The following is a 26,295-nucleotide window of genomic DNA, read 5'->3' on the forward strand; positions in this document are numbered from 1 at the left end:
GCAGATGAATTGGACTGACATATTCATCCGCAGACCAGTGCTCTCCATGGTAGTGAGTGCTCTTGTATTGATTTTTGGTTTGAAGGCAATTGGTTCTTTGCCTGTAAATCAATATCCGCAAACGCAAAATGCGGTTGTGACCATCACTACGGCATACTATGGTGCTGATCCTGAAACGATTGCTGGGTTTATTACTCAGCCTCTTGAGGCATCTATAGCTCAGGCGCAAGGTATTGATTACTTATCTTCTGCCAGCGTGAGTGGAGTCTCCACTATTACTGCAACTTTGAAGTTGAACTATGACTCAAACGCGGCATTAACGCAGATACAGACTCAAATTAGTGCGGTAAAAAATCAGTTGCCACCGCAGGCACAGCAACCTATCTTGACAGTACAGGTTGGCCAATCTACTGCTGCGATGTATATGGGTTTCTATAGTGATGACATCCCCAACAATGCCATCACTGACTATTTATTGCGTGTTGTAAAGCCAAAGCTGGATTCTGTTGAAGGGGTTCAGAATGCAGAGATCACTGGTGGACGTAAATTCGCCTTACGTGCCTGGTTGGATCGAGAGAAGATGGCCGGTCTTGGTGTGGGCGCCGATGATGTTTATAGTGCCATGTCAGCCAACAACTACTTATCAGCAGTTGGAAGCACTAAAGGCGAGATGGTCTCGGTTGACTTGGTTGCTGGCACCGACTTGCATACCCTAGATGAGTTTCGCAAGTTGGTCATTAAAAAAGATGGCGTGAATATTGTGTATTTAGACCAAGTGGCCAATGTCACTATGGGCTCTGAGGACTACAACACGAACGTTGCCTTTAGTGGCAAGAAGTCAGTATTTATTGCCATTAAGGTTGCACCACAGGCCAACCTATTGGATGTAGCGCAACGTGTTCGGGATGTGGTGCCAGATATTCAGAAGCAATTACCCATTGGCATGACGGGCAAGATTGTTTATGACTCTACTAAATTTATTACCAGCTCCATTGATGAAGTGGTAACTACTTTAATAGAGGCCTTGGTGATTGTGACTGTGGTGATCTACCTTTTCTTGGGTAGTGCTCGTGCGGTGGCTGTTCCAGTAATTGCAATGCCTTTATCGCTCATTGGCACTTTCTTCCTCATGCAAGTGCTGGGTTATTCAATTAATTTGCTTACACTTCTCGCTCTGGTCTTGGCAATTGGGTTGGTAGTGGACGACGCCATCATCGTGGTGGAAAACGTTGATCGTCACATGAAAGAAGGTAAGTCACCACTAGAGGCATCTTTAATTGCTGCTCGCGAATTAGGCGGTCCTATTTTGGCAATGACGGTAGTGCTGATTGCAGTGTATATCCCGATTGGCTTTCAGGGCGGTCTGACGGGCGCACTGTTTACTGAGTTTGCCTTTACTTTGGCTAGCGCTGTAGCTGTTTCAGGATTAATTGCCTTAACACTCTCGCCCATGATGTGTTCTCGTATCTTTACAGAAGAGCAAGAGGCGTCACCTTTTGTGCAGAAGATTGATCGCATATTTGAGAAGGTGCATCACAGCTATCAAACTACACTGCGTGACTTGCTAAGCACTTGGCAGGTCATCATCGTGATGGGAGTTATATTGCTAGGGGGCGTAGCCTACTTGTACTCAACTGCGCGTGCTGAATTAGCGCCAACCGAAGACCAGGGCATTGTTTTGATGCAAGCATCAGGGCCTCCCAATAGTACGGTGACGCAAATGCAGACTTATGCAGATCAAATCTACGCAATTGCTGCCGCAGAACCAGAATACGAACAGGCTTTTCAGATCACGAGTCCAACTTCGAGCTTTGGCGGTATCTTGCTGAAAGACTGGGGTGAGCGCAGTCGTAACGCAACCAAGTTCCAAGAAGATATGCAGCAAAAATGGAACTCCATTGCAGGCGCACGCGTTGCCGCCTTCCAATTTCCTGCCTTACCAGGAGCACAAGGCTTGCCTGTGCAGGTGGTCATTAATACAACAGAATCTTATGCGGCGTTAAATGAAGTCTCACAAGCGGTGCTTGATAAAGCGCGCCGCAGTGGCAATTTCTTCTTCGTGGATTCTGATCTCAAGATTGATAAGCCACAAGATGTTTTAGAGATTGATCGAGAAAAAGTCGCTGCTCTAGGTATGACTCAGCAACAAGTCGGTTCAGCCTTATCTGCTGCTTTAGGCGGTGGATATGTGAATTACTTCTCGGTGGCCGGACGCTCTTATCGTGTGATTCCACAAGTGAAGCAAGTGGATCGTCTTAATCCAGATCAAATATTGGATTACTACATCCGTACGCCAAGTGGCGCGATGGTTCAAGCACGCACTATTGCAACGATTAAACAAAGAGTGGTGCCGCAGTCTATTAATCACTTCCAGCAATTGAATTCAGCAACGATCTCAGGTGTAAGCACACCATTTATTTCGCAAGCGGATTTATTGGAGTTCATGCGACAGACTCTGAAAGAGGTTGCACCTAATGGTTACACCATGGACTACGCAGGCCCTTCACGCCAGTTTATGGCTGAGTCTGGGGGCTTCTTAGTCACCATGTTCTTTGCGATCTTGATTGTGTTCTTGGTGCTCGCAGCTCAGTTTGAAAGTTTCCGGGATCCGATTGTGATTTTGGTTTCTGTGCCGCTAGCCTTATTTGGCGCCCTGATCTTTATTAATTTAGGATTCACGACCTTAAACGTTTATACCCAAGTTGGCCTAGTCACACTCATGGGCTTAATTAGTAAGCACGGTATTTTGATCGTGGAGTTTGCGAATGAACTTCAGGAGGTAGGCCGCAGTAAGCTTGATGCCATCGTTGAAGCAAGTAGCGTCCGTTTGCGCCCGATTTTGATGACAACTGCAGCAATGGTTTTAGGTGTACTGCCTTTAGTGATTGCCTCTGGGGCGGGTGCCGCAGGACGTAAATCGATGGGTATTGTGATTTTCACTGGCCTTTCAATTGGTACGCTGTTCACACTCTTTGTAGTACCAGCAATGTACTTATTTATTGGCGCTGATCACCACGCCAAGAAATTTAAGCAGCAGTAAAAATGAAAGACAGGAAAACTATTTAACGATATTGAGTTCTTTTTCAACAATCTCGTTAAAGCAAGTTTCATTTTCTAGGCGTTGCATCCAGGCATCGATATTCTTAAGGGGTGCACGCTCACCAGTGTGCTGTGGGAAGGTTTGATTTAGAAGAATCCAACGACTGACACATAGAGCTAGAACAATATCTCCAGTCTGAAATTGATTGCCAGCACAATAGCTTTGCTTGGACAATGTTTGATCTAGTAATCCCAGTAGCCGATTAGTTTCTTGATATCCCTTGAGGATGGATTCGTATTTACGATCTGCCTCTGGCGTTCTGGTGAGGCCCAGAAATGCAGTCCGAAGTGCTGGCCACATCGTGCCCAATTGCCAATCCATCCATTTCTCGGATTCGTACTGAGTCTTAACATCTGCTGTAAAGCGCCCAGCCTGATCATGCTGACGGGCTAAGTAGCGCATGATGGTGTTGGACTCCCAAAGTACCAGACCCTCATCTTCAAGGGTGGGTACAAGCCCATTCGGATTCATTTTGAGAAATTCTGGCGTGTTATTGAGGCCAAATTGCAGGCCAGCATCAATCCGCTCAAAGTCTTTGCCTTCTTTGAGTCCAAGCTCGGCAAAGCACCACAATACTTTTTGAACGTTAATAGAACTTTTGCGACCCCATAAACGCATCATGGCATTTCCTTACAAAGATGAATTGGTATTAGCTGGCTTTAGTTTCTGTGAAATCGAGACCTACAAATTGGCTGCGCGCAAAAATGAGGGGCTCTCGTTCAGGATGATTTTTTAAGTTAATCACTTTGGCAACAATGATGTTGTGATCGCCACCTTTGTGAACACAAACAGTTTCACATTCGTAATAAGCTACACAATGATCAATCTGCGTAAGTCCGCTAGCAGCTAGCTTGTGATCAATTCCCTTGAATTGATCGGTCTTCACATTAGCGAAATGCATTGCCAAATTCTCTTGCGAGCGCTCTAGCACATGAATCAGATGTTTCTTGCCAAGCTCAACCCATGGCATCAGACGCGAATGCTTCTTAAGGCTCCAAAGAATGAGTGGTGGCTCGAGTGAGACAGTGTTGAAGGAGCTAATCGTAATGCCGTGAGAATTATTTTCTTCATCCAGGCAAGTGATAACAGTGACCCCAGTTGCAAATGATGCGAAACCTTTGCGTAGCTCTTGTGAAGTAAATGGGGTCATTAATCTTTACTTATTTAACTTCAGCTTTTGCTGTAGCGGTCAGCGTTGTACCGGGAATGGGATTTAAAACTTCATTCTCTTCAGCTTTTACGCACTTGAAGCGATATTCTTTGCCTGCCTTGGATAGAAAGCTAGCACCTTCATAGAAATCATCCTGACAGGTCTTGGTAGCAAAATCCATGACATCCTGCGGTGCCGCGCTAGAGGTGATCAGGCGCATATTGCCCATGGACATATTAATTTGGGTGGAATAGCAGCCAGATAGCGCCAAGCCAGAAATCGTAGTTAATAGTAGAATTTTTTTCATGGAAACCTCCATAATCAGCAATGCTCGTTAGGATAAACCTATTAAGCAATTGCTGCGGGGAAATACCTCGTTCTAAAAGGAAGAGACATGTTTAAAGCAATATTGGTAAATAAGGATGATCAAGGGTATCGCGCAGAGTTAGCCCAAGTTGATGAGGCTAAGCTCCCAGAAGGTGATGTTCGCGTAAAGGTCCTATATTCCACCCTCAATTACAAGGATGGCCTGGCTATCACGGGTAAAGGCCCGGTAGTTCGCAGCTTCCCAATGGTGCCAGGCATCGATTTTGCTGGGGAAGTGATGGAGAGCACCAGTTCCGACTTCAAGACTGGCGATATGGTGCTTCTCAACGGCTGGGGAGTTGGGGAAGGGCATTGGGGTGGCTTAGGCCAGCAGGCCCGTGTGAAGGCCGATTGGTTGATTCCGCTGCCCAAGGGGTTTACAGCTAAACAAGCATTAGCCATTGGCACCGCAGGTTATACCGCCATGCTCTGCGTCATGGCACTACAAAAGCATGGGCTTAAGCCAAGTGATGGTGAGGTTTTGGTCACCGGTGCTGCAGGTGGGGTTGGCAGCTTTGCCATCACGCTTCTTAGCAAGCTCGGGTTTACCGTTGTCGCGAGTACTGGCCGTATGGCCGAAGCAGATTACCTGAAGAAATTGGGCGCAGCCGAAGTAATTGATCGTGCAACTTTATCCGCCCCAGGTAAGCCCTTGGCAAAAGAGCGTTGGGCTGCGGTAGTCGATAGCGTAGGAAGCCATACTTTGGCTAATGCTTGCGCACAGACCAAGAGCGATGGTGCAGTAGCCGCTTGTGGGCTGGCTCAAGGTATGGATTTTCCTTCAAGTGTTGCACCATTTATTTTGCGTGGCGTTACTTTGTACGGCATTAATAGCGTGACTGTGCCACGTGCAAAACGCATTGCTGCCTATGAGCAGTTGAGTCAGTTAGTAGATCTGAAAACCTTAGATGAAATCTCTCATGAGATCACGCTTGAGGAGTCGATCAAATACGCGCAAGAATTAATGGCAGGTAATGTACGTGGACGGTTGATTGTCGACGTCAATAAATGAAAAAGAAATAAAGATTGGTATTACTGCGGTGCTTGGGGTTTGCGACTTGGAAGTTGCGTCCAAACCTCAAGCTTCTCAGGATTCGTAAGATCTGACCAATCAGCAATTTCAGTCAAGGTACGATAGCAGCCACGACAGTAGCCATTTTCAGGATTAATGTCACACCAATTAATGCAAGGCGATGGAACTGTTGTCAAAGCAAACCTAGAAGTAAAAAAATCAATCAATAACACTAAGCCATGAATACTCAAAACAAAGCAAGCGCTGAAGCTGCAATTCATTATCCCTTAGGAGACGCTCTTCCGGAAGTGGGTAGCAGCATAGAGGTTGCGCCGGGTGTTCGCTGGATCAGAATGCGCCTGCCCTTTGCTTTAGATCACATCAATCTTTGGCTGCTGCGTGATGAAATTGATGGTGTTGCGGGTTGGACGATTGTGGACTGCGGTATTGCTAATGATGAGACAAGAGCCTCATGGGAGCAGGTGTTTGCTACTCAGCTTGAAGGCTTACCAGTCTTGCGCGTGATAGTGACGCATATGCATCCTGACCATGTGGGTCTATCGCAATGGCTCTGTGAAAAATGGCATGTCCCCATGTGGATTTCCATGACAGATTACTTAACTGCTCAATGGTTAAGTTGCAAAGAGGGTGGTGCTGCAGTTGGTTCACGCGCTGGCAGTGGTGGTTCTGCAGATCACTTTCAAAGACATGGTTTAACGGGCTCAGAAGATTTAGAAAAAATTCGCGGGCGCTCCAATTACTACAGCAATATGGTTCCTGGAGTGACTCGTCAATATCGCCGCATTATTGATGGTGAATTAATTGCAATAGGTGGTCGTACGTGGCAAGTCATTATGGGTTATGGGCATGCGCCTGAGCATGCTTCGCTGTTTTGTAAAGATCTTGGGGTGTTGATTTCTGGGGATATGTTGTTGCCTCGCATCTCTACCAATGTAAGTGTCTATGATGCAGATCCAGATGCAGATCCGCTAGGCTTATATCTTGACTCTATTGAAAAATATTTAGTGTTGCCTGAGGGCGCATTGGTACTTCCTTCACACGGCAAACCATTTACTGGAATTAGGCCGCGTGTTGCGCAACTCAAAGCGCATCATGATGATCGCTTGGCGGATACTTTGGCCGCATGTAAAAAACCGGCACATGCTAGGGAGATTGTGCCGGTTTTGTTTAAACGTGAATTAGATATTCATCAACTCACATTTGCAATGGGTGAGGCTATTGCTCATCTGAATTACCTACTTCGTCGAGGAAAGTTGCATCGCCAGCTTTGCGAGGACGGCGTGTTGCGGTTTTCCGTGGTTTAGCACTAGTCGTTTTGGTCTTAGATTCTTCTTTGGGGGCGCTTGTTGAACTGGCCGCAGAGCCGGCTGCTGAGACAGCATCACCAAAGGATTTGAGTGCCATCATGGTGGCATGCTGAACTTCAAGACCCTGAATAGTCGATTTGAGGATGTTGAGGTTCAAATTGAGCCAGTTTTCAACGCTTTTAAGGTCTTTAATGCGCTTTTCTAGCTCATCTACATCCAAGCCAGGAAAAGCTGAAGCAAAGCCACCAGCAGCCATAGAGGCGTCTGCCGTAAAGGGGAACTGCCCAGCCTGACCTGCGGCACCTTGCCCCCACATTGTTTTAAACATATCTAGGCTTTGATTGAATTCTGGAATGGTTCCAAACATAGGGGCTCCGGGGTAAATGAAAAGTGGCTTTTCCAATAGAATAAGGGATTCTAGAGATTATCCCCGGTTTAACAATGCAATCTAATGGTTTGTCCCAGCCCTATACCCGCGGTCAAAAGCTTCCCGAGCTTTTGAAGCAGCGCATCCTCATTTTGGATGGCGCCATGGGCACCATGATTCAGCAATACAAGTTAACTGAAGCCGACTATCGCGGTTTGCCGGGAAATACCCGATTTGCCGATCATCCTGGCGATATCAAAGGTAACAATGAGCTTTTAGTTTTGACTCAGCCGCAAATTATTAGCAAGATCCATGAGCAATATTTGGATGCTGGCGCAGACATTATTGAAACCAATACTTTTGGTGCCACCTCAGTGGCGCAAGAGGATTACAAGATGGCTGGCTTGGCTCGTGAGATGAATGAAGTCTCTGCCAAATTAGCGCGCGCAGCTTGTGAAAAATACAGCACTCCAGAAAGACCGCGTTTTGCTGCAGGCGCGATTGGGCCTACACCAAAGACGGCAAGTATTTCACCGGATGTTAATGATCCTGGCGCACGCAATGTGAGCTTTGATGTATTACGCGCTTCGTATCGCGAGCAGATTGAAGGATTATTTGCGGGTGGCGTCGATTTATTTTTGGTTGAAACTATTTTCGATACGCTTAATGCCAAAGCTGCACTCTTTGCCCTCGATGAATTTTTTGAAGAGACCGGTGAGCGTTTGCCGGTAATGATTTCTGGAACAGTGACCGATGCATCTGGCCGTATTTTGTCTGGTCAAACAGTTGAGGCCTTCTGGAATAGTTTGCGTCACATCAAGCCACTCACCTTTGGTTTGAACTGCGCATTAGGTGCTGCTTTAATGCGCCCTTATATTGCAGAGCTAGCAAGAATTTGCGATGCGGCAGTGTCTTGTTACCCGAATGCGGGCTTGCCTAATCCGATGAGTGATACTGGCTTTGATGAGACCCCAGAAATCACTTCTAGCCTAGTAGATGGTTTTGCTAAAGATGGCTTGGTTAATTTAGTAGGTGGCTGCTGCGGCACGACACCTGATCACATTCGCGCAATTGCTAATGCGGTTGCTAAACGGAAGCCACGCGCTTTCTATCGTGAGAATGCGGAGGTATCAGCATGAGCACGATAGAGAAAAAAGCGATGCCAGCAATGAAGCTTTCTGGTCTTGAGCCATTTAACGTTACTGCTGATGTTGGCTTCGTCAATATTGGGGAGCGCACTAATGTCACTGGCTCCAAAGCATTTTCTAGAATGATTTTGAATAATCAATTTGATGAAGCGCTAGTTGTAGCGCGTCAGCAGGTTGAGAATGGCGCACAAGTCATCGACATCAATATGGATGAAGCGATGTTGGATTCTGAAGCGGCGATGACACGCTTCCTCAATTTGATCGCCTCTGAGCCTGATATTGCACGCGTTCCCATCATGATCGACTCCTCCAAGTGGAGTGTGATTGAAGCGGGTCTGAAGTGTATTCAAGGTAAGCCAATTGTTAACTCGATCTCCTTAAAAGAGGGTGAAGAGTCTTTTAGAAAACAAGCACGTCTAATTCGTCGTTATGGTGCTGCTTCTGTAGTGATGGCTTTTGATGAGGTAGGGCAAGCCGATACCTTTAAGCGTAAGACAGAAATTTGTCAGCGCTGCTATGAGATTTTGGTCAATGAGATTGGCTTCCCAGCAGAAGACATTATTTTCGATCCGAATATTTTTGCAATCGCTACTGGTATTGAAGAGCACGACAACTACGCTGTCGACTTTATTAATGCCACTCGCTGGATTAAAGAAAATCTGCCGGGCGCTAAGGTTAGTGGCGGCGTATCCAATGTGAGCTTCTCATTTCGCGGCAATGATCGTGTGCGCGAAGCGATTCATACGGTGTTCTTGTATCACGCCATTCAAGCTGGCATGGACATGGGTATTGTGAACGCTGGTCAGTTGGGTGTTTACGCTGATTTGGATCCTGAGTTGCGTGAGCGTGTTGAGGATGTTGTTCTCAATCGCTTTAAAGAAAAAGATGGTAAGACACCGACAGAGCGTTTGTTGGACATTGCCGATCAATTTAAAGGTGGTGGCGCTAAACAGGTTGAGAACCTCGTTTGGCGTGAAGCCCCTGTACGTGAGCGTCTAACGCATGCCCTAGTGCATGGCATTACTACTTTTATTGAAGAAGATACCGAAGAGTTGCGCGCAGAAATTATGGGCGCTGGCGGCAGACCTATTGAGGTCATTGAAGGCCCGCTGATGGATGGCATGAATGTCGTGGGCGACTTGTTTGGCGCTGGCAAGATGTTCTTGCCTCAAGTGGTCAAGAGTGCGCGTGTAATGAAACAAGCGGTTGCCATCTTGATTCCGTACATCGAAGAAGAAAAGCGCCAACATATTGCAGCAGGCGGCGAAGCCAAAGCTAAGGGCAAGATTGTCATGGCCACTGTGAAGGGCGACGTGCATGATATCGGTAAAAATATTGTGACTGTTGTTCTGCAATGTAATAACTTTGAAGTAGCCAATATGGGGGTGATGGTTCCTTGTGCAGAGATCCTCAAGCGTGCCAAAGCAGAGAATGCAGATATTGTTGGTTTATCTGGATTGATTACACCTTCGCTAGAAGAAATGACTTATGTTGCGCAAGAGATGCAACGTGATGATTGGTTTCGCGAACGTCAAATTCCGCTGATGATTGGTGGCGCAACAACTTCGCGCGTTCATACAGCGGTAAAGATTGCCCCACACTACGATGGCCCTGTGGTGTATGTACCTGACGCATCCCGCTCAGTTTCAGTAGCTTCCAGCTTACTTTCTGATGAGAGTGCCAAGAAATTTATTCAAGATTTGCGCGATGACTATGTACGCATTCGTGAACAGCATGCTAATAAGAAGGCAGCACCAACGATTTCTTTAGAGGCAGCGCGCAAGAACCGCGAGATGATCGACTGGTCTGCTTATGTTCCAGAGAAGCCGAAGTTCATTGGCCGTCGTGTATTTAAAAACTTTGCACTGAGCGATATTGCTAAATATATTGACTGGACGCCATTCTTTCAGACTTGGGACCTTGCAGGTAAATTCCCAGCAATCCTGGATGATGAAGTTGTTGGTGTAGAAGCTCGCAAAGTATTTGCTGACGCCCAAGCCTTACTCGATAAACTGATTAAAGGGCAATGGCTACAAGCCGATGCAGTAGTTGCTTTCTATCCTGCTAATACCGTTGGCGACGATATCGTTTTGTATAGCGATGAAGCACGTCAGCATCCTTTGTTTGTATGGCATAACTTGCGTCAACAATCCGAGCGTCCAGTTGTAGAGGGTGTACGCAGACCTAATCGTTGTCTGGCTGATTACGTTGCGCCAAAAGATTCTGGCGTTGCTGATTATCTGGGTTGTTTTGCAGTTACCACCGGTCATGGTGTTGAAAAGAAAGTGGCTGAGTTTCAGGCAAAGCACGATGACTACAGTGCCATTATGTTGAAGGCCTTAGCGGACCGATTGGCAGAAGCGTTTGCTGAACTCATGCACCATCGTGTTCGTACAGACTTATGGGGTTATGCAACAGACGAGATTTTGACCAATGATCAGATGATTAATGAGGAATACCGCGGTATTCGTCCGGCACCTGGTTACCCAGCCTGCCCTGCACATGAAGTTAAGGAAGATTTATTGCGGGTAATTGGCTCTGAAGATATTGGCATGACTCTGACTGAGTCGATGGCCATGAATCCAGCTTCAAGCGTGAGCGGTTTCTATTTGGCTCATCCGGATGCGCGCTACTTTAATGTGGGTAAGCTATCGGATGATCAGGTTGAAGACTTGGCTAAACGCCGTGGTCAAAGTATTGAAGATACCCGTCGTCAGCTAGCGAGCTTGTTAGATTAAACGCCCCACATAACGGGTTCGTCCTTGGCTTTGGACTGCTTCATCAGCTCCAGGAATGGGTAGGCTCGCTGTCCAAGGCGATCGGCCAGCTTAGGCTTCTCAGCGCCCTTCTCGGACTCGTCATTCGTTTTAGCCCGCTCCTCAAGATCTTTGAGGATGGCAGTTTCTAGAGCAGTGATGAGGTCTGGAAGTTGCTCAACGGTCAAGATTCCGCGAGGCTCCAGGGCGCGCCCCAAAATATCAAAAATTCGTTTAGTCAGATCCGCCAGCATGATGACATCTGGACCGGCCTTTGAGCGAAATTGATAGATCATTTCGATAGCTTACCACCTGATAAACTCACTTATCTATGTTGTTAACCAATAAAAATCGTTTAATTGAAATGCTGAATACTGCACTTGCAGGCTTGGCTCAGGAACGCGACCTAGGGGAGGCTCCTACCCCCCGTTTGGAGCGTCGCAAGGCTGTTGACCATGGGGATGTCGCTTGTAATATCGCCCTTCAGCTAGCAAAGGCTTGGAAGCTAAACCCGCGTGAGCTGGCACAGGCCTTGGTGGAGCGCTTGCAGCAGCAAGTAGGCTTTAATGAGCTGATTGCATCCTGTGACATTGCTGGCCCAGGCTTTATTAATTTCCGCCTTAGCAATGCTGCTAAGACTGCTGTAGTTCAGGAGATCCTTTCTACGGGAACTCATTTTGGTGAGTCTGTGCAGGGAGGTCAGTCTGCGCCAAGCGCCATGATTGAGTTTGTCTCCGCCAATCCAACCGGCCCATTGCATGTAGGTCACGGTAGACAAGCAGCGCTGGGCGATGCCTTAGCCAATTTATTGGCTACCCAGGGAATCAAAGTTCATCGTGAGTTTTATTACAACGATGCCGGTGTGCAGATTGCGAATTTAGCCTTGTCTGTTCAAGCACGCTTACAGGGTTTGAAACCTGGAGATGCCAAGTGGCCTGAACAGGCATATAACGGCGAATATATTGCAGAGATTTCTAGCGCATTTAAAGTCTCACCAGAATTTAAAGATGATCTTGAAGCTATTCGTCAATTTGCGGTTGCTTATTTGCGCAATGAACAAGACATTGATTTAAAAACTTTTGGTGTGAAATTTGATTGCTATTACTTAGAGTCCTCTTTATATACCGACGGTAGCGTTGCACAAATTGTTGGCGACTTACAAAGCATTGGCAAGACCTATGAATCCGAAGGCGCGCTCTGGTTGAAGAGCACGGATGATGGTGACGATAAAGATCGTGTGATGCGTAAGTCAGATGGTAGCTTTACCTACTTTGTGCCTGATGTGGCGTATCACACCAGCAAGTGGAATCGCGGCTTTCAGAAAGTAATTAATGTGCAGGGTAGCGATCACCACGGCACCATTGCCCGTGTCCGCTCGGGCCTGCAAGGCGTAGCACAGAAGCGCGGTTGGGATATTCCTAAAACGTATCCAGAGTATGTGCTGCACAAGATGGTTACTGTTATGCGCCATGGTGAAGAAGTCAAAATTTCTAAGCGTGCCGGCTCATATGTCACTGTGCGTGATTTGGTGGAATGGTCTGGTGGCGTTACTCCAGAGATGACGTCTGAAGAGCGGGAGTTAGCTTTGCAGCGCGGTCGCGATGCTGTGCGCTTTTTCTTGATCTCACGTAAGGCAGATACCGAATTTGTTTTTGATATTGATTTAGCATTACAGCAAAACGATGAGAATCCAGTGTTCTACGTTCAGTATGCGCATGCAAGAATTAATTCAATCTTGCAACAGTGGGGTGGACAAATATCAGATTTGGCTACGGCCGATTTATCGCTCTTACAAAGCAAAGCATCGGATCATTTACTGCGTCGTTTGGCAGAATACCCAGAAGTTCTGACCGCTGCTGCCGAAGAATTAGCACCGCATGCCTTGGCTTTTTACCTGCGTGACTTAGCGGGCGATTTCCATGCCTTCTATAACGCAGATCGCGTCTTGGTTGATGATCAAAACTTAAAGCAAGCGCGTCTTGCATTGCTACTGGCAACCCGCCAGGTTCTGCAAAATGGCTTAAAAGTACTCGGGGTATCAGCGCCAATAAAGATGTAATGGCGAGGTATGAAGTGAAGATGTAAGATGAGGAAATGATGAAAACACCGAATCAACAAAACTCCCAATACGGCGGCACTATTCTCGGCTTTATTTTGGGTTTGGGCGTCGGCCTTGGAATCGCCTTTGTCATTGCCTTTTATCTTTCTAAAAATACCCCTCAAGAAAGACCGGGGATGCGTGCCCCAAGTCTGCCTTTGATCATTAAACCTTCTACAGCACCTGCTGAAGGTGAAGTAGGCGCTCCTGCCGAGCCAGTTGATTTAAATAAGCCGCTCCAGGGTAAATCACCAGCCCCTGCATCAACCGATCCAATTGGAGATTTGGTAAACGGCAAGAAAACTGCCGATAAGCCAGCGGATGCATCGCCTGCAAGCAAATCAGACGCCATTTATTTCTTGCAAGTGGGTGCGTTTACAAAGCGCGCTGATGCAGATGCGCAAAAAGCGAATTTAGCAATCCAGGGAATTCAGGCTCAGCTTAGCGAAGTAACAAGTGACGGCAATACTCTCTGGCGCGTGCGGGTAGGCCCATATAACAGCGTTGATGAGAGCAACTCAGTACGAGATAAATTGAGTGGCATAGGACTTAAACCAACTTTAATTAAATCTAGCAAATCATGATTTCATACAGCAAAAGATTCATTACTTTATTAGCACTGCTTTTCTTAAGTGGCTTTGCTAGTGCACAAGCTCAAAAAATCGAAGAAGGCTTTGATTACCGCATATTGCCTGTTTCACAGCCGGTCGAAACCAAAGGAAAAGTAGAGGTTATTGAATTCTTTTGGTACGGATGCCCCCATTGCTATGACTTTGAGCCAGAGCTCAGTAGCTGGGTAAAGCGCCAACCTAAGGATGTTGTCTTCAAAAGAGTCCCCGTAGCTTTCCGTGATGACTTCTTGCCCCATAGCCAAATGTATTACGCGCTCGAATCGATGGGCAAAGCTGATGCTTTAAATGAAAAAGTAATGTATGCAATGCATAAGGAAAATAAGCGCCTCTTAACGGAGACGGAGATTGCAGATTGGGTTGCGTCTCAAGGCATTGATCGTAATACCTTCTTGGCAACCTATCGCTCTTTTGCAGTGGTGTCTAAAGCGCGTGCCGCTAAGCAATTAACCGAAGCCTATCGTATTGATGGCGTGCCGACGATTGTGATGCAAGGCAAGTATGTGACATCACCATCTATTGCTGGGTCTAAAGCTAAAGCAATTGCAGTAATGGATTATCTAGAAGAGAAAATTCGTAAAGACAAGTACAAGCAGTAACCTCAAAATAGGTTGCTGCGTAATGCTTTAGCGCAGCTTAAATTTTGACGAAGCGGCGCACAATCCAAAAGTAGATTGGGTAAGGCAAGATTCTCAGAAACTTTAAGAATCTTGTGAATCGCTTGGGGAAGTGAATATCGAATTCCCCCTTCTGAATACCGGTCAATATTTCGTTGGCTGCTTCCTCGGCACTAATTAAGGCTGGCATCTCAAAGTCATTTTTTGCAGTAGCCTCAGTAGCCACAAATCCTGGCGAGATCATGTGCACGCTGACTCCTGTCGGCAGCAAGTCGTAATATAAATTCTCGCAAAAGTTAATGATGGCAGCCTTACTTGGGCCATATGCCAAAGCTTTTGGCAGGCCGCTATACCCTGCAACGCTACCCACGATAGCAATATGTCCCGAGTGAGCCTTGAGCATCTCTGGCATCACTAATGCAACTGCTCTCATAGGCCCCAGAAGATTTGCATCGATTGTTTTTTCAGCAATCTTGAAATCAAAATAAGCTGCTCGCAATGGGGTGTATACGCCCGATACAAAGAGCAGGAGATCAATTCTGCCCCAAGCGTTCAAAATCGTTTTATAGCCATCCTGGAGTTGCGCATCATCGGTAACGTCGATAGGAATGACTAGGCTTTGATCAATCGCTCCAGTGAGGGCAATTTCATTTAATCGTTCGGCTCTTCGGCTGGAAAGCGCTACTTTAGCGCCCTTGAGAAGAAGGGCTTGTGCACAAGCTTCGCCAATGCCGCTGGATGCGCCTATGACCCAGACTCTTTTGCCTGAGAAGTGATCTATTCCGCTTTGTTTCATACGCCTAGCGCATCAGAAGATGCTGGTGATGGTTGATGACTCAGAGTGAATTGCACTACGTCGATATTACGCTCTGTAAAGCCGGCGGCGCAATACATGAGGTAGAAGTTCCAAAGACGTATGAATGCTTCATCAAAGCCAAGTTGACGTACTTCTTGCAGTTTTTGATTAAAGCTATCGCGCCATAAGCAAAGAGTTCTTGCGTAATCTCCGCCAAAAGCGAATTCATCATCTATTTGTAATCCAGCCTTAGCAGCGCTTGCTTTAAAGCTTGCTCTAGAGGGCAGCATGCCTCCAGGAAATACATACTGCTGAATAAAGTCAGTGTTGCGTCTGTAGCGATCAAAAAGATCCTCGGCAATTACAATCGTCTGGATGCAAGCTTTGCCGCCTGCCTTGAGGCAATGGGCAATTGTTTCAAAATATTCTGGCCAATGTTTCTCACCAACTGCTTCAAACATTTCGACAGAAGCAATACCATCAAATTTATCTTGGCAATCACGATAGTCCTGAAGGCGTACTTCAAATCCAGGAGGGTTAGCAATTTGACCTTGCACTGCTAATAAACGTTTCTCTGCAAATACTTTTTGCTCTGTAGATAGAGTTAGCCCAGTAATGGCTCTCTTGTTACGAAGAGACTCCTCCATAACGCCACCCCAGCCACAACCAATTTCAAGTATGTGCTCTCCTGACGCAGTCTTTAAGGAGTCCAGAATGCGCCCAATTTTTGCGCGCTGTGCTCCAGCTAAGACTTGCTGATCACCTTCAGAAAACCAGGCGCTCGAGTAGCTCATCGTGGGATCAAGCCACAGCGTATAAAAAGCATTACCTAGGTCATAGTGCGCATGAATATTCTTGCGGCTTCCCGCTTTGCTGTTATCTCGCAACCAGTGTTTTAGACGGTAAAAAATCGACCCATACCAATTACCGTAAATGGCTTTTTCTAAGATAGTTCGGTTGCGTATGGCTAATTCAAGCAGTGCTTTGAGGTCTGGAGTATTCCATTTACCTTGAATATAGCTCTCGGCAAAACCAATGTCTCCATGGGACATGATCTCTTTAAATACAGACCATTCCAAGATATGAATTTCAGCATGCAATTGATCACTTTGAATACCAAACTCGCGCTTCTCGCCATTGGGAAGGGTAAGTTTTAAATGGCCGCTGCTGAGCTTCGTCAGAAGAGTTAGGAGTGCCTTAGCCTTAATTTGGTGTTGTGGCGAAGCGCTATCCCGCCCTTGCGGACGAGAAAAATTGAGTCTAGAGAGAAGGGATTGTCCTGGGCGATTCATCTGCTAACTTCAAGTTCTGGTGGTTTAGGCTTTGAGTGAAAGGGTACACCTTTTACCCATAATTTTATTGCTTGCCAATGTATACGGAAAATGACACCCAAGCTCATTAATGGGTAGCGTAGTAGTGCCAGCATAATATTGGTACGACTGAGTGGGCGGCTGGTGCCGCTAATGCTGGTGTTAATAAGGGGTTGGCCGTCCTCATGAAGCTCAATGCGACAGACATTATTCTTGCCGCTACTACTATCTTGCGAAAATAAGAAGCGGAAATGGTAATCACCACGTACCGCACAAAATGGTGAAACGTGAAATACCTTTTTACTACTAAGTGTTTCGCCCGAGTGCAACGCTTCACCCGAATCTTTGTGCAGTAAATAGCAATGACGCTCACCAAAGGTATTGTTAACCTCAGCCAGTACCGCTTGTACTTTGCCATCAGCGCGTGTGCAGATCCAAAAGCTCACGGGATTAAAGACATAACCCAATACCCTTGGAAAAGTCTGAAGCCAAATTTCTCCATCGACAAGTTGCACATGATTGTCTGCAAGAATCTTTTCGATCCAAGCAAGGCTATTCGATTCCCCTTGGCCATGGTCCTTATCAAAAAATGCACAGAGGCCCCAACGGTTATCGCTTAAGCCGTTCTGATTCAGTAAATTCGGGTTGGCACTGCGAGCGCGCATAGGAATGGAGATGGTAAACACTCCATAACCAAAGGCATTCCTAGCCGGCCTTAAGCGCTGGTGTTTTACTACTCCAAAGTTAATCTTGGCGCCTGACATCAACTACACATCTTGTTTGGTTTTAATCGGTTGTCGAATGCTTTCAATTAAAGCTTCTGCAACCAATTCTCCAGAGCGTAAACCATCCTCATGAAATCCAAATCCCGTCCAAGCACCGCAATACCAAATGGAGGATGTACCTTGAATTAAGGGCAGCTCCTTCTGAGCTTGTATCGCACTCATATCAAAGACGGGATGTGAATAGTGAATCTCTTGATGCACAAGTTTTGGATCTGGCTCTTCCGAGGGATTTAAGCTCACAATAATTTGGGTGTCTTGAAGTTGAGCTGGTAGAGGTTGCAGACGATTAATTAAGTAGTTAACGCTGACGTGTTGTTTTGTATTGGGTTTAGCGCCGGATTTAGCGGTGTAATTCCACGCAGCCCAACAACGTTTTACATCTGGCAAGAAACGAATATCGGTATGTAATATTGCTCGATTCTTTTGGTATGGAACTGATGCCAGGATATTTCTTGATTGTTGGTCAATGCCATGAACTAAATCTAATGTTTGGTCGCTGTGACAAGCCATGATGACTTCATCGAAATGGGCTGAGCCAGCTTGACTGATAACCTCAACTGGCCCGCCATCATGACCTGTATTTACTCTTAGGATGCATTCCCTTTTAATGGCCACTCCATATTTTTCTAGCGCTGTCACAAGGCGTTTTACATATTCTCGTGAGCCACCCTTGATGGTCAACCATTGCGGGCGATTTTGGATTTGCAAAAGGCCGTGGTTATGGCAGAAGCGCACCATGGTTTGAATAGGGAACTCGAGCATCTGTTCGACTGAACAAGACCAGATGGCGCCGATCATAGGTAGAAAGTAATTCTCTTTAAAGCTTTGGCTAAAGCGGTGACGTTTTAAAAAATCGGCAATTTTTTCATCAGGCTCTTTGTATTGATGACCAGCTTCAATTTGGTCATGCGCTAACTGAGTGGCCAAACGATTAAAACGCATGATGTCATAGGCCATTCTCCAAAATGATGGAGACAGGAGATTAGATCTTTGTCCAAAAAAAGAATTGATGTCGTTGCCAGCCCATTCAATCTTTTTCCCCGCCCCAGATTTGCTAGCGGTATCAATCGATACAGAAAAAGACATTTCTGAGGGGGCTACTGGTGCTTGAATTTCTTCGAATAAACGAACGAGACGTGGATAAGTCTTGCGGTTAAATACCAGAAACCCAGTGTCTATACCGTGTGTGATTTCATTTCCACCGATATTACAAGTGATGTCAACAGTATTGCTGTGGCCACCAATGTGATCGCCAGCTTCATATAAGGTAATTTCAAATTCAGGATGTTGTCTTAAGGCGTAGGCACAGCCTAATCCAGAGATGCCTGCGCCAATAATGGCAATTCTTTTTTTACTCACTGAGCTTTTTCTCCTAAAAGCTTTTCAATTTCATTTGTAATGCTGCTACTGGTGGGTTTGGTAACGCTTCCAAACGAATCAACCACATTACCATTTCGATCGATTAAATACTTATAAAAATTCCACTTTGGAGTTGTGCCAGTTTTAGCAATCAACATCTTAAATAGGGGGTTTGGGTTGCTGCCAGAAACCGTGCTCTTAGCAAACATTGGAAATTTTACGTCATAGGTGTTCTTGCAGAAATCGGCAATCTCTTTATTGCTACCAGGTTCCTGTTGTCCAAAGTCATTAGAAGGAAAGCCCAGAATGACAAAGCCTTGATCTTTGTATTTGGCGTAAATCTTCTCAAGACCTTCATATTGGCTTGTAAAGCCGCAAAAGCTGGCTGTATTTACTACCAATATGACTTTCCCTTGATATTGGCAAAGGTTTTGCGGCGCTTCATCCTGTAAGCGAGGAAAAGTATGGGAGAGCAGAGGGCTACAAGTGGGCGCAGCATTGGCTAGCTGAAATCCAGACAAGAATGCAAATAGCCCAAATAGGCAGTTCATTACAAAACGGGGCATATTGCACCTTTTTTATTCACGAGTGAGAAGCCAAGTCTAAGACATTCTGGCTAATATCGCTGGCCTCGCAAGAATGCCATTAATATTGGGTTATGAGTCATTTGCCACCCCCCGCTTTTGAAGCAAAAGTCTGCTCACCAGAACAGCTTGCTACTCGCCTGGAAAATCTTCCTAGACCATTGGTATTTACTAATGGGGTCTTCGATATCCTGCACCGTGGCCATGCCAGTTATTTGGCCCAAGCCCGTGCTCTGGGGGCTAGCTTGGTGGTGGGCGTGAATTCTGATGCCTCAGTGAAGATGTTGGGTAAGGGCGATGACAGACCCATTAATTCAGAGGCTGATCGCCAGGCTTTATTGGCTGCATTGGAAAGTGTGGATATGACTGTGTTGTTTACCGAACAAACGCCAGTCAATTTGATTGAAAAAATTCGTCCTGATATTTACGTCAAGGGCGGTGATTACGATATTGACACTTTGGCAGAAACCCACCTGGTTAAAAGTTGGGGTGGTAAAGCAGTTGCGATACCTTTCCTATATGAGCGCTCAACTACAAGCCTGTTGGGTAAGATCCGCTCTTAAAGGTTTTGCAGTAACCACGCCCAGGTACCGCGTAGTACTAATCCTTCGCTTACTTCCACGGCTTGCTTGATTGGTAAATTAGTTTTTGTAATTTCTTGCGCTAGGACTTTGGCATTTCCGCCATCAAGCCAAATTTTTTCGATGGGAAGATTTAATTCTTTTGCATGCTGTACGCCATACAGAATTGCGCCAACTTGCGCTGCATCACAACCTCCAATGATTGCGTCATTAGTGGAGGATCCAAACCCATGATGTTCTGCGCGTGTAGCCAAGCCTAGCTGCGCAGTATTGTTTGCTAGACTTTCTTGCATTAATCCAAGACCGGGCAAAATCCATCCGCCGTAATGTACGCCGGTAGAACCCAGTAAATCAATGGTAGTGGCAGTACCGGCATTCACAATCAAAGTGTTTTTGTTCGATAAAACGCGCGCCCCAATCAGTGCGGCCCAGCGATCTGCGCCGAGCTTGCTAGGATCTTGATACAGGCTACGCATCCCTACATAAGCACTATCCCCTTTGAGTTGCCTCCAGTCTAAATCACTCCATTGTGGAAATAGTGATTTGAGATTAGTGATTGCCTCTTGGCCAGCAACGCAGGCAAAGCCAATAGCTGCAGGCTTTGGTAAGGTTTTAGCAATATAGTCAGCCAACTCAGCTCGATGTTCTGCTGATTGCAAAGACTTACTGCTAATAGAGCCTGAGTATGCCCATAACTTTTTTTGTTGAGCGCTAGGATTTTGTGTTGACTCCACAGCTGCCCACTTCAGGCGCGTATTACCAACATCAAAAAATAAATAAAGGCTCATGATTGAATCCGAAATGAGACATCACCTGCATGAATGGCGATGGTTTTGTTTTCTTGTTGCAATAGTAATGCCCCTACCTCATCCACACCTTTTGCAATGCCATGAATAGGATCCTGACCTGCGCCCGAAATACACACCGCTTGATCTCGATAGGCATCCCAACCCATCCAACGTTCTTTACAAGCCTTAAATCCATGCAGGTCAAATTCGGCAAGATTGTGTTCGAGTGAAGTAATCAGTTTGAGCCAGAGATATTCTGTATCAGGGAGTGATTTCGTCAGTTGAGCAAGTGAACCCACTTTCAGGCCAGTATCTAGATTTGCTTCAATTGCTTCTGGATTGCACAAGTTAATGCCAACCCCAATAATCATCCAAGTAGGATCACCCGCTTTTGCTTGGCCGCCTTCAATAAGGATGCCGCCGAGTTTGTGCTTGTTCAGCAATAAGTCATTGGGCCATTTCAGTTGCAGGCCAGCCTCTTGAAGCGCTTTCTCACTTAGATTGCAAGCTTGTGCAACACCTTCTATCACTGCAAGACCAACTAATAAGCTGAGTCCGCTGAGTTCGGTTGGAGTTCTTTTAAATGGAAATGCGAGAGAGAAGCAAAGTGAGTCATCAGGGTTGGCTAGCCATGCTCGGCCTGCCCTGCCTTTGCCCGCAGTTTGCTTGTGGGCAATCCGAGCCACTGGATCAATGAGTTCCCCTGCACGCCAGCGACTCATCAGATCGTCATTGGTGGATCTAGTCTCAGTAACACGCTCAAGTATGCAATTTGCAGTCATTCCGCCATTGTAGAAAGGTCTGACCTAGAATTGTGGGATGGATCAAAAAGATCAACGACCTCGGAAGCTGGTATGGCCACTACAGGCTATGCCCTTAGCGAGGGCTATGAGCTTAAGCTACGCGCTTTTGATCATCTATGTAAGCCTGAACCCCTTTGACTTTGATTTTCAGAATGGGATCTCTGCTTGGGCGTGGTTGGATGCTCCGCTACCTCGCTTTATGACCCTATTTGATGTATCGGTCAATATCTTGGCTTATATTCCATTTGGATTTTTGGTGATGTTTGCTGCCTATCCCCGTTGGCGTAACTACGTAGCTCTTGGAATTGCCCTTAGCTTGAGTGCGGCCCTGGCGCTAGGTGTAGAAACATTGCAGTCTTGGGTGCCTACTCGCATCCCGAGCCAGATGGACTGGTGGGCCAATATATTAGGAGGATTGCTAGGGGGCTTATTAGCCATTCCTCTAGGACCACAATGGCTTTCTGGAAGCGCAATTCGTCGGCGCTTTGATCAATGGTTTGGCCTTAATTGGGCAGCGTGTGCTCTATTTTTATTATTTCCCTGGTCACAAATTTATCCACAAAGCTCTTGGCTTGGTACGGGCGTATGGGGGCATGCCATATTTGGCTCGGTCGATTGGGGTACTGTGGTGATCAATCAGGTCATTCAAGAGGCGTTAATCACCTCGCTATGCTGGCTTGGGGTGGCCCTGTTGCTCTCTCTGGGGTTTCGCACTAAAGCCCCCCAGTGGCGCATTCTCAATGGACTGCTTGGGCTAACTGTGATGGTGAAGACTCTATTTACCGCCCTTCAATTTGGCGCTGAGTTTAGTTTGATCTGGCTTACGGCTGGAGCTCTATGGGGAATGGTACTGGGCAGCATCTTATTAAGATGGACGTTAAGGCTCAAGCAAATGACGAAGTTTTGGTTAGCTTTGATTTGCTTACTGGGAACCACAATAGCGGTTAATGTTTTGCCAGACAATCCATATTTCATTCTGACGCTCAGACACTGGTATCAAGGGCGCCTATTGCACTTTAATGAGTTGATGCAATGGGTTTCCGTAGTATGGTTACCTCTGGCACTGACTTGGATGGTTCGAAGTGCTGTTGAATTTAAACCGAAACATTGATGAATATATTTTTTCTATGAGTTTTTCACACCACCTGTTTTTTTGTCTTAATCAGCGCGCCAATGGTGAAGATTGTTGCGATCAACATAATGCTTTTGCCTTGTTTGACTATGCTAAGAAGAGAGTGAAAGAGCTTGGCCTTGCGGGCCCAGGAAAAATTCGGGTGAATAAGGCGGGATGCTTGGATCGCTGTGCTGACGGCCCAGTCGTGGTTATCTATCCAGAGGGTGTTTGGTACACCATGGTTGATGTAGATGATGTTGAAGAAATTATTCAGTCTCATTTGATCGAAGGGCGTCCAGTAGAACGCTTGCAATTAGCTTAGCCATTAAAGAGAGTTGAAAGTTTTTTATGAATAGCCGTACAAAAGTAATACAGATTGAAGGCATTGTTGGATCAATGGAAATGTCTATTGATCTGCCAGATGAATTAAAAAATGATCCTGCATTTGCTGTGCGTGGCTTGGCCCTCGTGGCACATCCCCATCCATTGATGGGTGGCACGATGGATAACAAGGTGGCTCAAACCATGGCACGTGCTTTTAACCAGTTGGGTTACGTCAGCGTGCGCCCAAACTTTCGCGGTGTAGGTGGAACTGAGGGTGTTCATGATGATGGTGTTGGGGAGTTAGAGGACTTGCTTCATGTAACCGATTGGATGCGTACACCATCAAGTTGGAGTCAATTTGAAGCAACTGCGAATCAATCCTGGGTAGGAGATGCCAATACCCTGCCGCTAGTAGTTTCAGGTTTTTCTTTTGGAAGTTTTGTTGGTAGTCACTTAGTGCAGAGACTTTCAGACTTGGGTCGTTCGGCTGAGCGACTGGTGATGGTGGGTAGCGCTGCAGGCAAATGGACTCTGGCTCCAGTGCCCGCGGATACGATTTTGATTCATGGGGAACTGGATGAAACCATTCCCTTGCTTGATGTTTTAGATTGGGCGCGTCCGCAAGAGTTGACTGTGCAAGTAGTGCCTGGCGCAGATCACTTTTTCCATCGCCGCTTGCATTGCATTCGCAACATCATTACTGGCGCATGGTTGGGCATGCCAGACCATCGTAAGTAATTAGAAATAGAAAGACTATATGGCCGAAGAAAAATCATTAATCGAGTACCCATCATTATTTCCTATCAAGGTCATGGGTAAAGCAAACCCAGAGTATCTTCCAGCGATAATGCATATTGCCAAACAATTTGATCCTACGTTTGACGAGAGCAAAGTGGAGCAACGTCCTTCTAAGGATGGAAATTACCTCGGCATTACTTTACCAATTACTGCGACTAGCCGTGAACAGTTAGATGAGTTGTATAGAACCTTGTCCACTCATCCATTGGTTAGTATTGTTCTGTAATTGAATTCATGTCGGTTTTAGTAAAACAATTGGGTTTAGCAGATTACGCCTCTACGTATGAGGCGATGAAACTCTTTACTAAAGAGCGTAACAGTGAAACGCCCGATGAAATTTGGGTCTTAGAACATCCCCCTGTTTTCACTTTAGGTTTGGCAGGCGATGTGGGTAACTTGCATTCACCCAGCAATCAAATTCCACTCGTGCAAGTGGATCGGGGTGGAGAGATTACCTATCACGGGCCAGGCCAAATCGTGGTTTACCTTTTGCTAGATTTAAAGCGTCTAGGGATCTTTGTAAAAGAATTGGTCTCTCGTATAGAGCAAGCGCTGATAGATACTCTGGCCGATTTTGGGATTAAGGCTGAAAGGCATCCGGGGGCTCCGGGAATTTACGTCTCTCAGCAGTCAGGAGTGCCATCAGAATGGATTGGTGCTAAGGTGGCGGCCTTGGGCCTTAAAGTATCCAAAAGCTGCTCCTATCATGGTCTAGCCCTGAATGTCGCTACCGATTTAGAGGCCTTTCAGCGTATCCACCCCTGTGGGTATGAGGGTTTAAAGACAGTCGACATGCAAACCCTTGGGATCAAGGACAATATAGACACTATTAGCCAAAGGCTTTTGCAGCATTTACAAAAGCAACTGATGCCATCATGACCACAAATAAGCCTGACACCAAGACACCTATCGAGGCGCGCCAAGACCTCAATTACGACGCATCACGTAAACAAAAATCAAGTGAGAAGACTGCGCGCATTCCAATCAAAATCATTCCTTTAACAGAGGTATTGAAAAAGCCTGACTGGATTCGGGTGAAGGCGGCCTCTAATAATTCTCGCTTTTCTGAAATCAAAAAGATTTTGCGCGAGAACGAGTTAGTGACTGTTTGTGAAGAAGCCAGCTGCCCCAATATAGGTGAATGCTTTGGTAAAGGGACTGCCACTTTCATGATCATGGGTGATAAGTGCACTCGTCGTTGTCCGTTCTGTGACGTAGGTCACGGTAGACCAGATCCTCTTGATGCAAAAGAGCCTGCTAATTTAGCGCGTACTATTGCTGCGCTCAAACTGAACTATGTCGTTATCACTAGCGTGGATCGTGACGATCTGCGCGATGGTGGCGCAATGCACTATGTCGATTGCATTTCTCAATCACGTGGACTCTCCCCGAATACCCGTATTGAAGTGTTGGTGCCTGATTTCCGTGGCCGCCTAGATAAAGCGTTAGATATTTTTGCTCAGCATGCGCCTAGTGGTTTGCCTGATGTGATGAATCACAACCTCGAAACAGTGCCACGTTTATACAAACAGGCTAGACCGGGTGCAGATTATTTGCATTCTTTAAAGCTCTTGAAAGATTTTAAAGAGCGCTTTCCTCATGTCCCCACCAAAAGCGGCTTAATGGTGGGTCTTGGTGAAACAGATGAAGAAATCTTAGAAGTGATGCGCGATATGCGTGAGCACAATATCGACATGCTCACTATTGGTCAGTATCTTGCCCCGTCAGGACATCATCTACCTGTTACGCGTTACGTTCATCCCGACGTCTTTAAGATGTTTGAGGAAAAGGCGTATGAAATGGGCTTCTCTCATGCGGCTGTAGGTGCTATGGTGCGCTCAAGCTATCACGCAGATCAACAGGCGCATGGAGCTGGGGTTGTCTAAAGGGATATTTAAAGCCGCCACCCTACTAGCGACTTTCATTTTTCTGATTGCATGTAGTCCTAAATTAGATTGGCGTACAGTCCAAGCACCGCAAGAGAGATATACCGCTTTATTTCCTGGCAAACCAGACAAATTAGAGCGCCGCATTCCTTATCTTGATCAAGAACTTTTACAGACACTTGAAGCGGTAAAAATTGATGATGATATTTACTCGGTCAGCACTATCCAGTTGCGGGCCAATCAAAGTGCCTCAATAAGTAAGTTACTTTCGCAATTACAGGCTAATTTAATTAATGGGACAAAAGCATCTGGTGGTGACGTCACTGTTGAGGATGCTTTTTATAAAACAGCAGATCGACAGCGTTTACCGATCAAAGATTATTTTCTGGATTTGAAATCCAACGGTAAATCGCAGCAACTTATGCGCGTTCGTTGGATTAATCGAGTTGCGCCGAATGGCGATAACTGGATTTATCAGATCTCAGTCTTGCATGCCAATCTAGGCACGGAGAGTGCAAACACTTTGTTGTCTAAAGAAGAGTATGAAAACTTCTTTAGTGATTTTTCTCCAGAGTAGTCTGAAGAGAAGATCATTT

29 protein-coding genes are annotated in these 26,295 nt (G+C 46.1%); 16 read left to right on the forward strand and 13 right to left on the reverse strand.

Annotation, left to right across the window (positions count from 1 at the left end):
* The first annotated feature begins 4 nt into the window (after positions 1–4).
* On the forward strand, positions 5–3,040 hold the full coding sequence (locus ICE89_RS08925) for an efflux RND transporter permease subunit (protein WP_216265636.1): 3,036 nt from the start codon (positions 5–7) through the stop codon (positions 3,038–3,040).
* 18 nt (positions 3,041–3,058) lie between these two features.
* Here ICE89_RS08925 and ICE89_RS08930 read toward each other — a convergent pair whose 3' ends face one another.
* The 3 genes from ICE89_RS08930 to ICE89_RS08940 are packed head-to-tail and all read right to left on the reverse strand — an operon-like array spanning position 3,059 to position 4,557.
* The gene (locus ICE89_RS08930) at positions 3,059–3,721 is read right to left on the reverse strand and encodes a glutathione S-transferase family protein (RefSeq protein ID WP_216265637.1); all 663 of its coding nucleotides are present in this window, start codon (positions 3,719–3,721) and stop codon (positions 3,059–3,061) included.
* A gap of 28 nt (positions 3,722–3,749) precedes the next feature.
* Positions 3,750–4,250: a flavin reductase family protein gene (locus ICE89_RS08935; protein WP_216265638.1), complete on the reverse strand. Its 501-nt coding sequence runs from the start codon at positions 4,248–4,250 to the stop codon at positions 3,750–3,752.
* A gap of 10 nt (positions 4,251–4,260) precedes the next feature.
* The gene (locus tag ICE89_RS08940) at positions 4,261–4,557 is read right to left on the reverse strand and encodes a hypothetical protein (protein WP_216265639.1); all 297 of its coding nucleotides are present in this window, start codon (positions 4,555–4,557) and stop codon (positions 4,261–4,263) included.
* Positions 4,558–4,644: 87 nt separating this feature from the next.
* Here ICE89_RS08940 and ICE89_RS08945 point away from each other — a divergent pair, with 87 nt between their 5' ends.
* The gene (locus ICE89_RS08945) at positions 4,645–5,628 is read left to right on the forward strand and encodes an MDR family oxidoreductase (RefSeq protein ID WP_216265640.1); all 984 of its coding nucleotides are present in this window, start codon (positions 4,645–4,647) and stop codon (positions 5,626–5,628) included.
* Positions 5,629–5,648: 20 nt separating this feature from the next.
* Here ICE89_RS08945 and ICE89_RS08950 read toward each other — a convergent pair whose 3' ends face one another.
* Positions 5,649–5,825, reverse strand: a complete 177-nt coding sequence (locus ICE89_RS08950; protein ID WP_072582634.1) for a DUF1289 domain-containing protein — start codon at positions 5,823–5,825, stop codon at positions 5,649–5,651.
* A 42-nt stretch (positions 5,826–5,867) separates the two neighbouring features.
* On the opposite strand from ICE89_RS08950, the gene ICE89_RS08955 reads away from it, so the two are divergent.
* Entirely contained in the window at positions 5,868–6,953 is a 1,086-nt protein-coding gene (locus tag ICE89_RS08955) for an MBL fold metallo-hydrolase (protein WP_216265641.1), read from the forward strand.
* Here ICE89_RS08955 and ICE89_RS08960 read toward each other — a convergent pair.
* Positions 6,865–7,323 (reverse strand): PhaM family polyhydroxyalkanoate granule multifunctional regulatory protein, encoded by a 459-nt coding sequence (locus tag ICE89_RS08960; protein ID WP_216265642.1) that lies wholly within the window; start codon positions 7,321–7,323, stop codon positions 6,865–6,867. The genes ICE89_RS08955 and ICE89_RS08960 overlap by 89 nt on opposite strands.
* 74 nt (positions 7,324–7,397) lie before the next feature.
* On the opposite strand from ICE89_RS08960, the gene ICE89_RS08965 reads away from it, so the two are divergent.
* Together ICE89_RS08965 and metH are read left to right on the forward strand one after the other, a co-directional pair.
* Positions 7,398–8,462, forward strand: a complete 1,065-nt coding sequence (locus ICE89_RS08965) for a homocysteine S-methyltransferase family protein (protein ID WP_216265643.1) — start codon at positions 7,398–7,400, stop codon at positions 8,460–8,462.
* Positions 8,459–11,209 carry a methionine synthase gene (metH, locus tag ICE89_RS08970; protein WP_216265644.1) on the forward strand — a complete coding sequence of 917 codons (2,751 nt, stop codon included), beginning with the start codon at positions 8,459–8,461 and terminating at the stop codon, positions 11,207–11,209. Before ICE89_RS08965 ends, metH begins: the two co-directional genes overlap by 4 nt.
* Here metH and ICE89_RS08975 read toward each other — a convergent pair.
* The gene (locus ICE89_RS08975) at positions 11,206–11,523 is read right to left on the reverse strand and encodes a DUF1840 domain-containing protein (protein ID WP_216265645.1); all 318 of its coding nucleotides are present in this window, start codon (positions 11,521–11,523) and stop codon (positions 11,206–11,208) included. The genes metH and ICE89_RS08975 overlap by 4 nt on opposite strands.
* Before the next feature lie 68 nt (positions 11,524–11,591).
* Between ICE89_RS08975 and argS the strand changes: the two genes are divergently transcribed.
* Genes argS through ICE89_RS08990 form a run of 3 tightly spaced genes read left to right on the forward strand, consistent with a single transcriptional unit; the run spans position 11,592 to position 14,553 of the window.
* A complete protein-coding gene (gene argS, locus ICE89_RS08980; protein WP_370625358.1) occupies positions 11,592–13,286 on the forward strand; it encodes an arginine--tRNA ligase in 1,695 nt (564 codons plus the stop codon).
* Positions 13,287–13,321: 35 nt separating this feature from the next.
* Entirely contained in the window at positions 13,322–13,909 is a 588-nt protein-coding gene (locus tag ICE89_RS08985) for an SPOR domain-containing protein (protein ID WP_216265647.1), read from the forward strand.
* Positions 13,906–14,553 (forward strand): thiol:disulfide interchange protein DsbA/DsbL, encoded by a 648-nt coding sequence (locus ICE89_RS08990; RefSeq protein WP_216265648.1) that lies wholly within the window; start codon positions 13,906–13,908, stop codon positions 14,551–14,553. The genes ICE89_RS08985 and ICE89_RS08990 overlap by 4 nt, the downstream gene beginning before the upstream one ends.
* A gap of 37 nt (positions 14,554–14,590) precedes the next feature.
* Here the strand turns inward: ICE89_RS08990 and ICE89_RS08995 are convergent, their stop codons facing one another.
* The 5 genes from ICE89_RS08995 to ICE89_RS09015 are packed head-to-tail and all read right to left on the reverse strand — an operon-like array spanning position 14,591 to position 19,372.
* Positions 14,591–15,367, reverse strand: a complete 777-nt coding sequence (locus ICE89_RS08995) for an SDR family oxidoreductase (protein WP_216265649.1) — start codon at positions 15,365–15,367, stop codon at positions 14,591–14,593.
* Positions 15,364–16,659: a cyclopropane-fatty-acyl-phospholipid synthase family protein gene (locus ICE89_RS09000; protein ID WP_216265650.1), complete on the reverse strand. Its 1,296-nt coding sequence runs from the start codon at positions 16,657–16,659 to the stop codon at positions 15,364–15,366. The genes ICE89_RS08995 and ICE89_RS09000 overlap by 4 nt, the downstream gene beginning before the upstream one ends.
* On the reverse strand, positions 16,656–17,441 hold the full coding sequence (locus tag ICE89_RS09005) for a DUF1365 domain-containing protein (RefSeq protein ID WP_216265651.1): 786 nt from the start codon (positions 17,439–17,441) through the stop codon (positions 16,656–16,658). The genes ICE89_RS09000 and ICE89_RS09005 overlap by 4 nt, the downstream gene beginning before the upstream one ends.
* Before the next feature lie 3 nt (positions 17,442–17,444).
* Positions 17,445–18,821, reverse strand: a complete 1,377-nt coding sequence (locus tag ICE89_RS09010) for an FAD-dependent oxidoreductase (RefSeq protein WP_216265652.1) — start codon at positions 18,819–18,821, stop codon at positions 17,445–17,447.
* Positions 18,818–19,372, reverse strand: coding sequence for a glutathione peroxidase (locus ICE89_RS09015; RefSeq protein ID WP_370625359.1), 555 nt, complete (start codon positions 19,370–19,372; stop codon positions 18,818–18,820). The genes ICE89_RS09010 and ICE89_RS09015 overlap by 4 nt, the downstream gene beginning before the upstream one ends.
* Positions 19,373–19,479: 107 nt before the next feature.
* Between ICE89_RS09015 and rfaE2 the strand changes: the two genes are divergently transcribed.
* A complete protein-coding gene (rfaE2, locus tag ICE89_RS09020) occupies positions 19,480–19,968 on the forward strand; it encodes a D-glycero-beta-D-manno-heptose 1-phosphate adenylyltransferase (RefSeq protein WP_216262860.1) in 489 nt (162 codons plus the stop codon).
* On the opposite strand, the gene ICE89_RS09025 is transcribed toward rfaE2, so the two are convergent.
* Both ICE89_RS09025 and ICE89_RS09030 read right to left on the reverse strand, forming a co-directional pair.
* The gene (locus ICE89_RS09025; protein WP_216265653.1) at positions 19,965–20,774 is read right to left on the reverse strand and encodes a type III pantothenate kinase; all 810 of its coding nucleotides are present in this window, start codon (positions 20,772–20,774) and stop codon (positions 19,965–19,967) included. The two genes, rfaE2 and ICE89_RS09025, sit on opposite strands and share 4 nt — an antisense overlap.
* Positions 20,771–21,556 carry a biotin--[acetyl-CoA-carboxylase] ligase gene (locus ICE89_RS09030; protein WP_216265654.1) on the reverse strand — a complete coding sequence of 262 codons (786 nt, stop codon included), beginning with the start codon at positions 21,554–21,556 and terminating at the stop codon, positions 20,771–20,773. The genes ICE89_RS09025 and ICE89_RS09030 overlap by 4 nt, the downstream gene beginning before the upstream one ends.
* A 37-nt stretch (positions 21,557–21,593) precedes the next feature.
* Here ICE89_RS09030 and ICE89_RS09035 point away from each other — a divergent pair, with 37 nt between their 5' ends.
* Genes ICE89_RS09035 through ICE89_RS09065 form a run of 7 tightly spaced genes read left to right on the forward strand, consistent with a single transcriptional unit; the run spans position 21,594 to position 26,276 of the window.
* A complete protein-coding gene (locus ICE89_RS09035) occupies positions 21,594–22,688 on the forward strand; it encodes a VanZ family protein (protein WP_216265655.1) in 1,095 nt (364 codons plus the stop codon).
* 16 nt (positions 22,689–22,704) lie between these two features.
* Complete coding sequence (locus ICE89_RS09040; protein ID WP_216265656.1) at positions 22,705–23,013, forward strand: ferredoxin; 309 nt, start codon at positions 22,705–22,707, stop codon at positions 23,011–23,013.
* Positions 23,014–23,039: 26 nt separating this feature from the next.
* The gene (locus ICE89_RS09045) at positions 23,040–23,753 is read left to right on the forward strand and encodes an alpha/beta hydrolase (RefSeq protein WP_216265657.1); all 714 of its coding nucleotides are present in this window, start codon (positions 23,040–23,042) and stop codon (positions 23,751–23,753) included.
* A 19-nt stretch (positions 23,754–23,772) separates the two neighbouring features.
* Positions 23,773–24,039, forward strand: coding sequence for a YbeD family protein (locus tag ICE89_RS09050; protein WP_215323559.1), 267 nt, complete (start codon positions 23,773–23,775; stop codon positions 24,037–24,039).
* A gap of 8 nt (positions 24,040–24,047) precedes the next feature.
* A complete protein-coding gene (gene lipB, locus ICE89_RS09055) occupies positions 24,048–24,692 on the forward strand; it encodes a lipoyl(octanoyl) transferase LipB (RefSeq protein WP_216262854.1) in 645 nt (214 codons plus the stop codon).
* Positions 24,689–25,699 (forward strand): lipoyl synthase, encoded by a 1,011-nt coding sequence (gene lipA / locus ICE89_RS09060; protein ID WP_216265658.1) that lies wholly within the window; start codon positions 24,689–24,691, stop codon positions 25,697–25,699. Before lipB ends, lipA begins: the two co-directional genes overlap by 4 nt.
* Entirely contained in the window at positions 25,692–26,276 is a 585-nt protein-coding gene (locus ICE89_RS09065) for a hypothetical protein (RefSeq protein WP_255558788.1), read from the forward strand. The genes lipA and ICE89_RS09065 overlap by 8 nt, the downstream gene beginning before the upstream one ends.
* Positions 26,277–26,295 lie beyond the last annotated feature (19 nt).

Source organism: Polynucleobacter sp. AP-Kaivos-20-H2, from assembly GCF_018882215.1.
Classification (GTDB): Bacteria; Pseudomonadota; Gammaproteobacteria; order Burkholderiales; family Burkholderiaceae; genus Polynucleobacter.

What these genes read in the sequence shown, in the direction of transcription:
- ICE89_RS08995 (WP_216265649.1), bottom strand. Translation starts at nt 15,367, where the DNA reads ATGAAACAAAGCGGAATAGATCACTTCTCAGGCAAAAGAGTCTGGGTC.
- ICE89_RS09025 (WP_216265653.1), bottom strand. Translation starts at nt 20,774, where the DNA reads ATGAGCCTTTATTTATTTTTTGATGTTGGTAATACGCGCCTGAAGTGG.
- lipA (WP_216265658.1), top strand. Translation starts at nt 24,689, where the DNA reads ATGACCACAAATAAGCCTGACACCAAGACACCTATCGAGGCGCGCCAA.
- metH (WP_216265644.1), top strand. Translation starts at nt 8,459, where the DNA reads ATGAGCACGATAGAGAAAAAAGCGATGCCAGCAATGAAGCTTTCTGGT.
- rfaE2 (WP_216262860.1), top strand. Translation starts at nt 19,480, where the DNA reads ATGAGTCATTTGCCACCCCCCGCTTTTGAAGCAAAAGTCTGCTCACCA.
- ICE89_RS09040 (WP_216265656.1), top strand. Translation starts at nt 22,705, where the DNA reads ATGAGTTTTTCACACCACCTGTTTTTTTGTCTTAATCAGCGCGCCAAT.
- ICE89_RS08965 (WP_216265643.1), top strand. Translation starts at nt 7,398, where the DNA reads ATGCAATCTAATGGTTTGTCCCAGCCCTATACCCGCGGTCAAAAGCTT.
- ICE89_RS08940 (WP_216265639.1), bottom strand. Translation starts at nt 4,557, where the DNA reads ATGAAAAAAATTCTACTATTAACTACGATTTCTGGCTTGGCGCTATCT.
- ICE89_RS09000 (WP_216265650.1), bottom strand. Translation starts at nt 16,659, where the DNA reads ATGAATCGCCCAGGACAATCCCTTCTCTCTAGACTCAATTTTTCTCGT.
- ICE89_RS08975 (WP_216265645.1), bottom strand. Translation starts at nt 11,523, where the DNA reads ATGATCTATCAATTTCGCTCAAAGGCCGGTCCAGATGTCATCATGCTG.
- ICE89_RS09005 (WP_216265651.1), bottom strand. Translation starts at nt 17,441, where the DNA reads ATGTCAGGCGCCAAGATTAACTTTGGAGTAGTAAAACACCAGCGCTTA.
- argS (WP_370625358.1), top strand. Translation starts at nt 11,592, where the DNA reads ATGCTGAATACTGCACTTGCAGGCTTGGCTCAGGAACGCGACCTAGGG.
- ICE89_RS08990 (WP_216265648.1), top strand. Translation starts at nt 13,906, where the DNA reads ATGATTTCATACAGCAAAAGATTCATTACTTTATTAGCACTGCTTTTC.
- ICE89_RS09015 (WP_370625359.1), bottom strand. Translation starts at nt 19,372, where the DNA reads ATGAACTGCCTATTTGGGCTATTTGCATTCTTGTCTGGATTTCAGCTA.
- ICE89_RS09045 (WP_216265657.1), top strand. Translation starts at nt 23,040, where the DNA reads ATGAATAGCCGTACAAAAGTAATACAGATTGAAGGCATTGTTGGATCA.
- ICE89_RS08935 (WP_216265638.1), bottom strand. Translation starts at nt 4,250, where the DNA reads ATGACCCCATTTACTTCACAAGAGCTACGCAAAGGTTTCGCATCATTT.
- ICE89_RS08945 (WP_216265640.1), top strand. Translation starts at nt 4,645, where the DNA reads ATGTTTAAAGCAATATTGGTAAATAAGGATGATCAAGGGTATCGCGCA.
- ICE89_RS08960 (WP_216265642.1), bottom strand. Translation starts at nt 7,323, where the DNA reads ATGTTTGGAACCATTCCAGAATTCAATCAAAGCCTAGATATGTTTAAA.
- ICE89_RS09050 (WP_215323559.1), top strand. Translation starts at nt 23,773, where the DNA reads ATGGCCGAAGAAAAATCATTAATCGAGTACCCATCATTATTTCCTATC.
- ICE89_RS08925 (WP_216265636.1), top strand. Translation starts at nt 5, where the DNA reads ATGAATTGGACTGACATATTCATCCGCAGACCAGTGCTCTCCATGGTA.
- lipB (WP_216262854.1), top strand. Translation starts at nt 24,048, where the DNA reads ATGTCGGTTTTAGTAAAACAATTGGGTTTAGCAGATTACGCCTCTACG.
- ICE89_RS08955 (WP_216265641.1), top strand. Translation starts at nt 5,868, where the DNA reads ATGAATACTCAAAACAAAGCAAGCGCTGAAGCTGCAATTCATTATCCC.
- ICE89_RS08930 (WP_216265637.1), bottom strand. Translation starts at nt 3,721, where the DNA reads ATGATGCGTTTATGGGGTCGCAAAAGTTCTATTAACGTTCAAAAAGTA.
- ICE89_RS09030 (WP_216265654.1), bottom strand. Translation starts at nt 21,556, where the DNA reads ATGACTGCAAATTGCATACTTGAGCGTGTTACTGAGACTAGATCCACC.
- ICE89_RS09035 (WP_216265655.1), top strand. Translation starts at nt 21,594, where the DNA reads ATGGATCAAAAAGATCAACGACCTCGGAAGCTGGTATGGCCACTACAG.
- ICE89_RS08985 (WP_216265647.1), top strand. Translation starts at nt 13,322, where the DNA reads ATGATGAAAACACCGAATCAACAAAACTCCCAATACGGCGGCACTATT.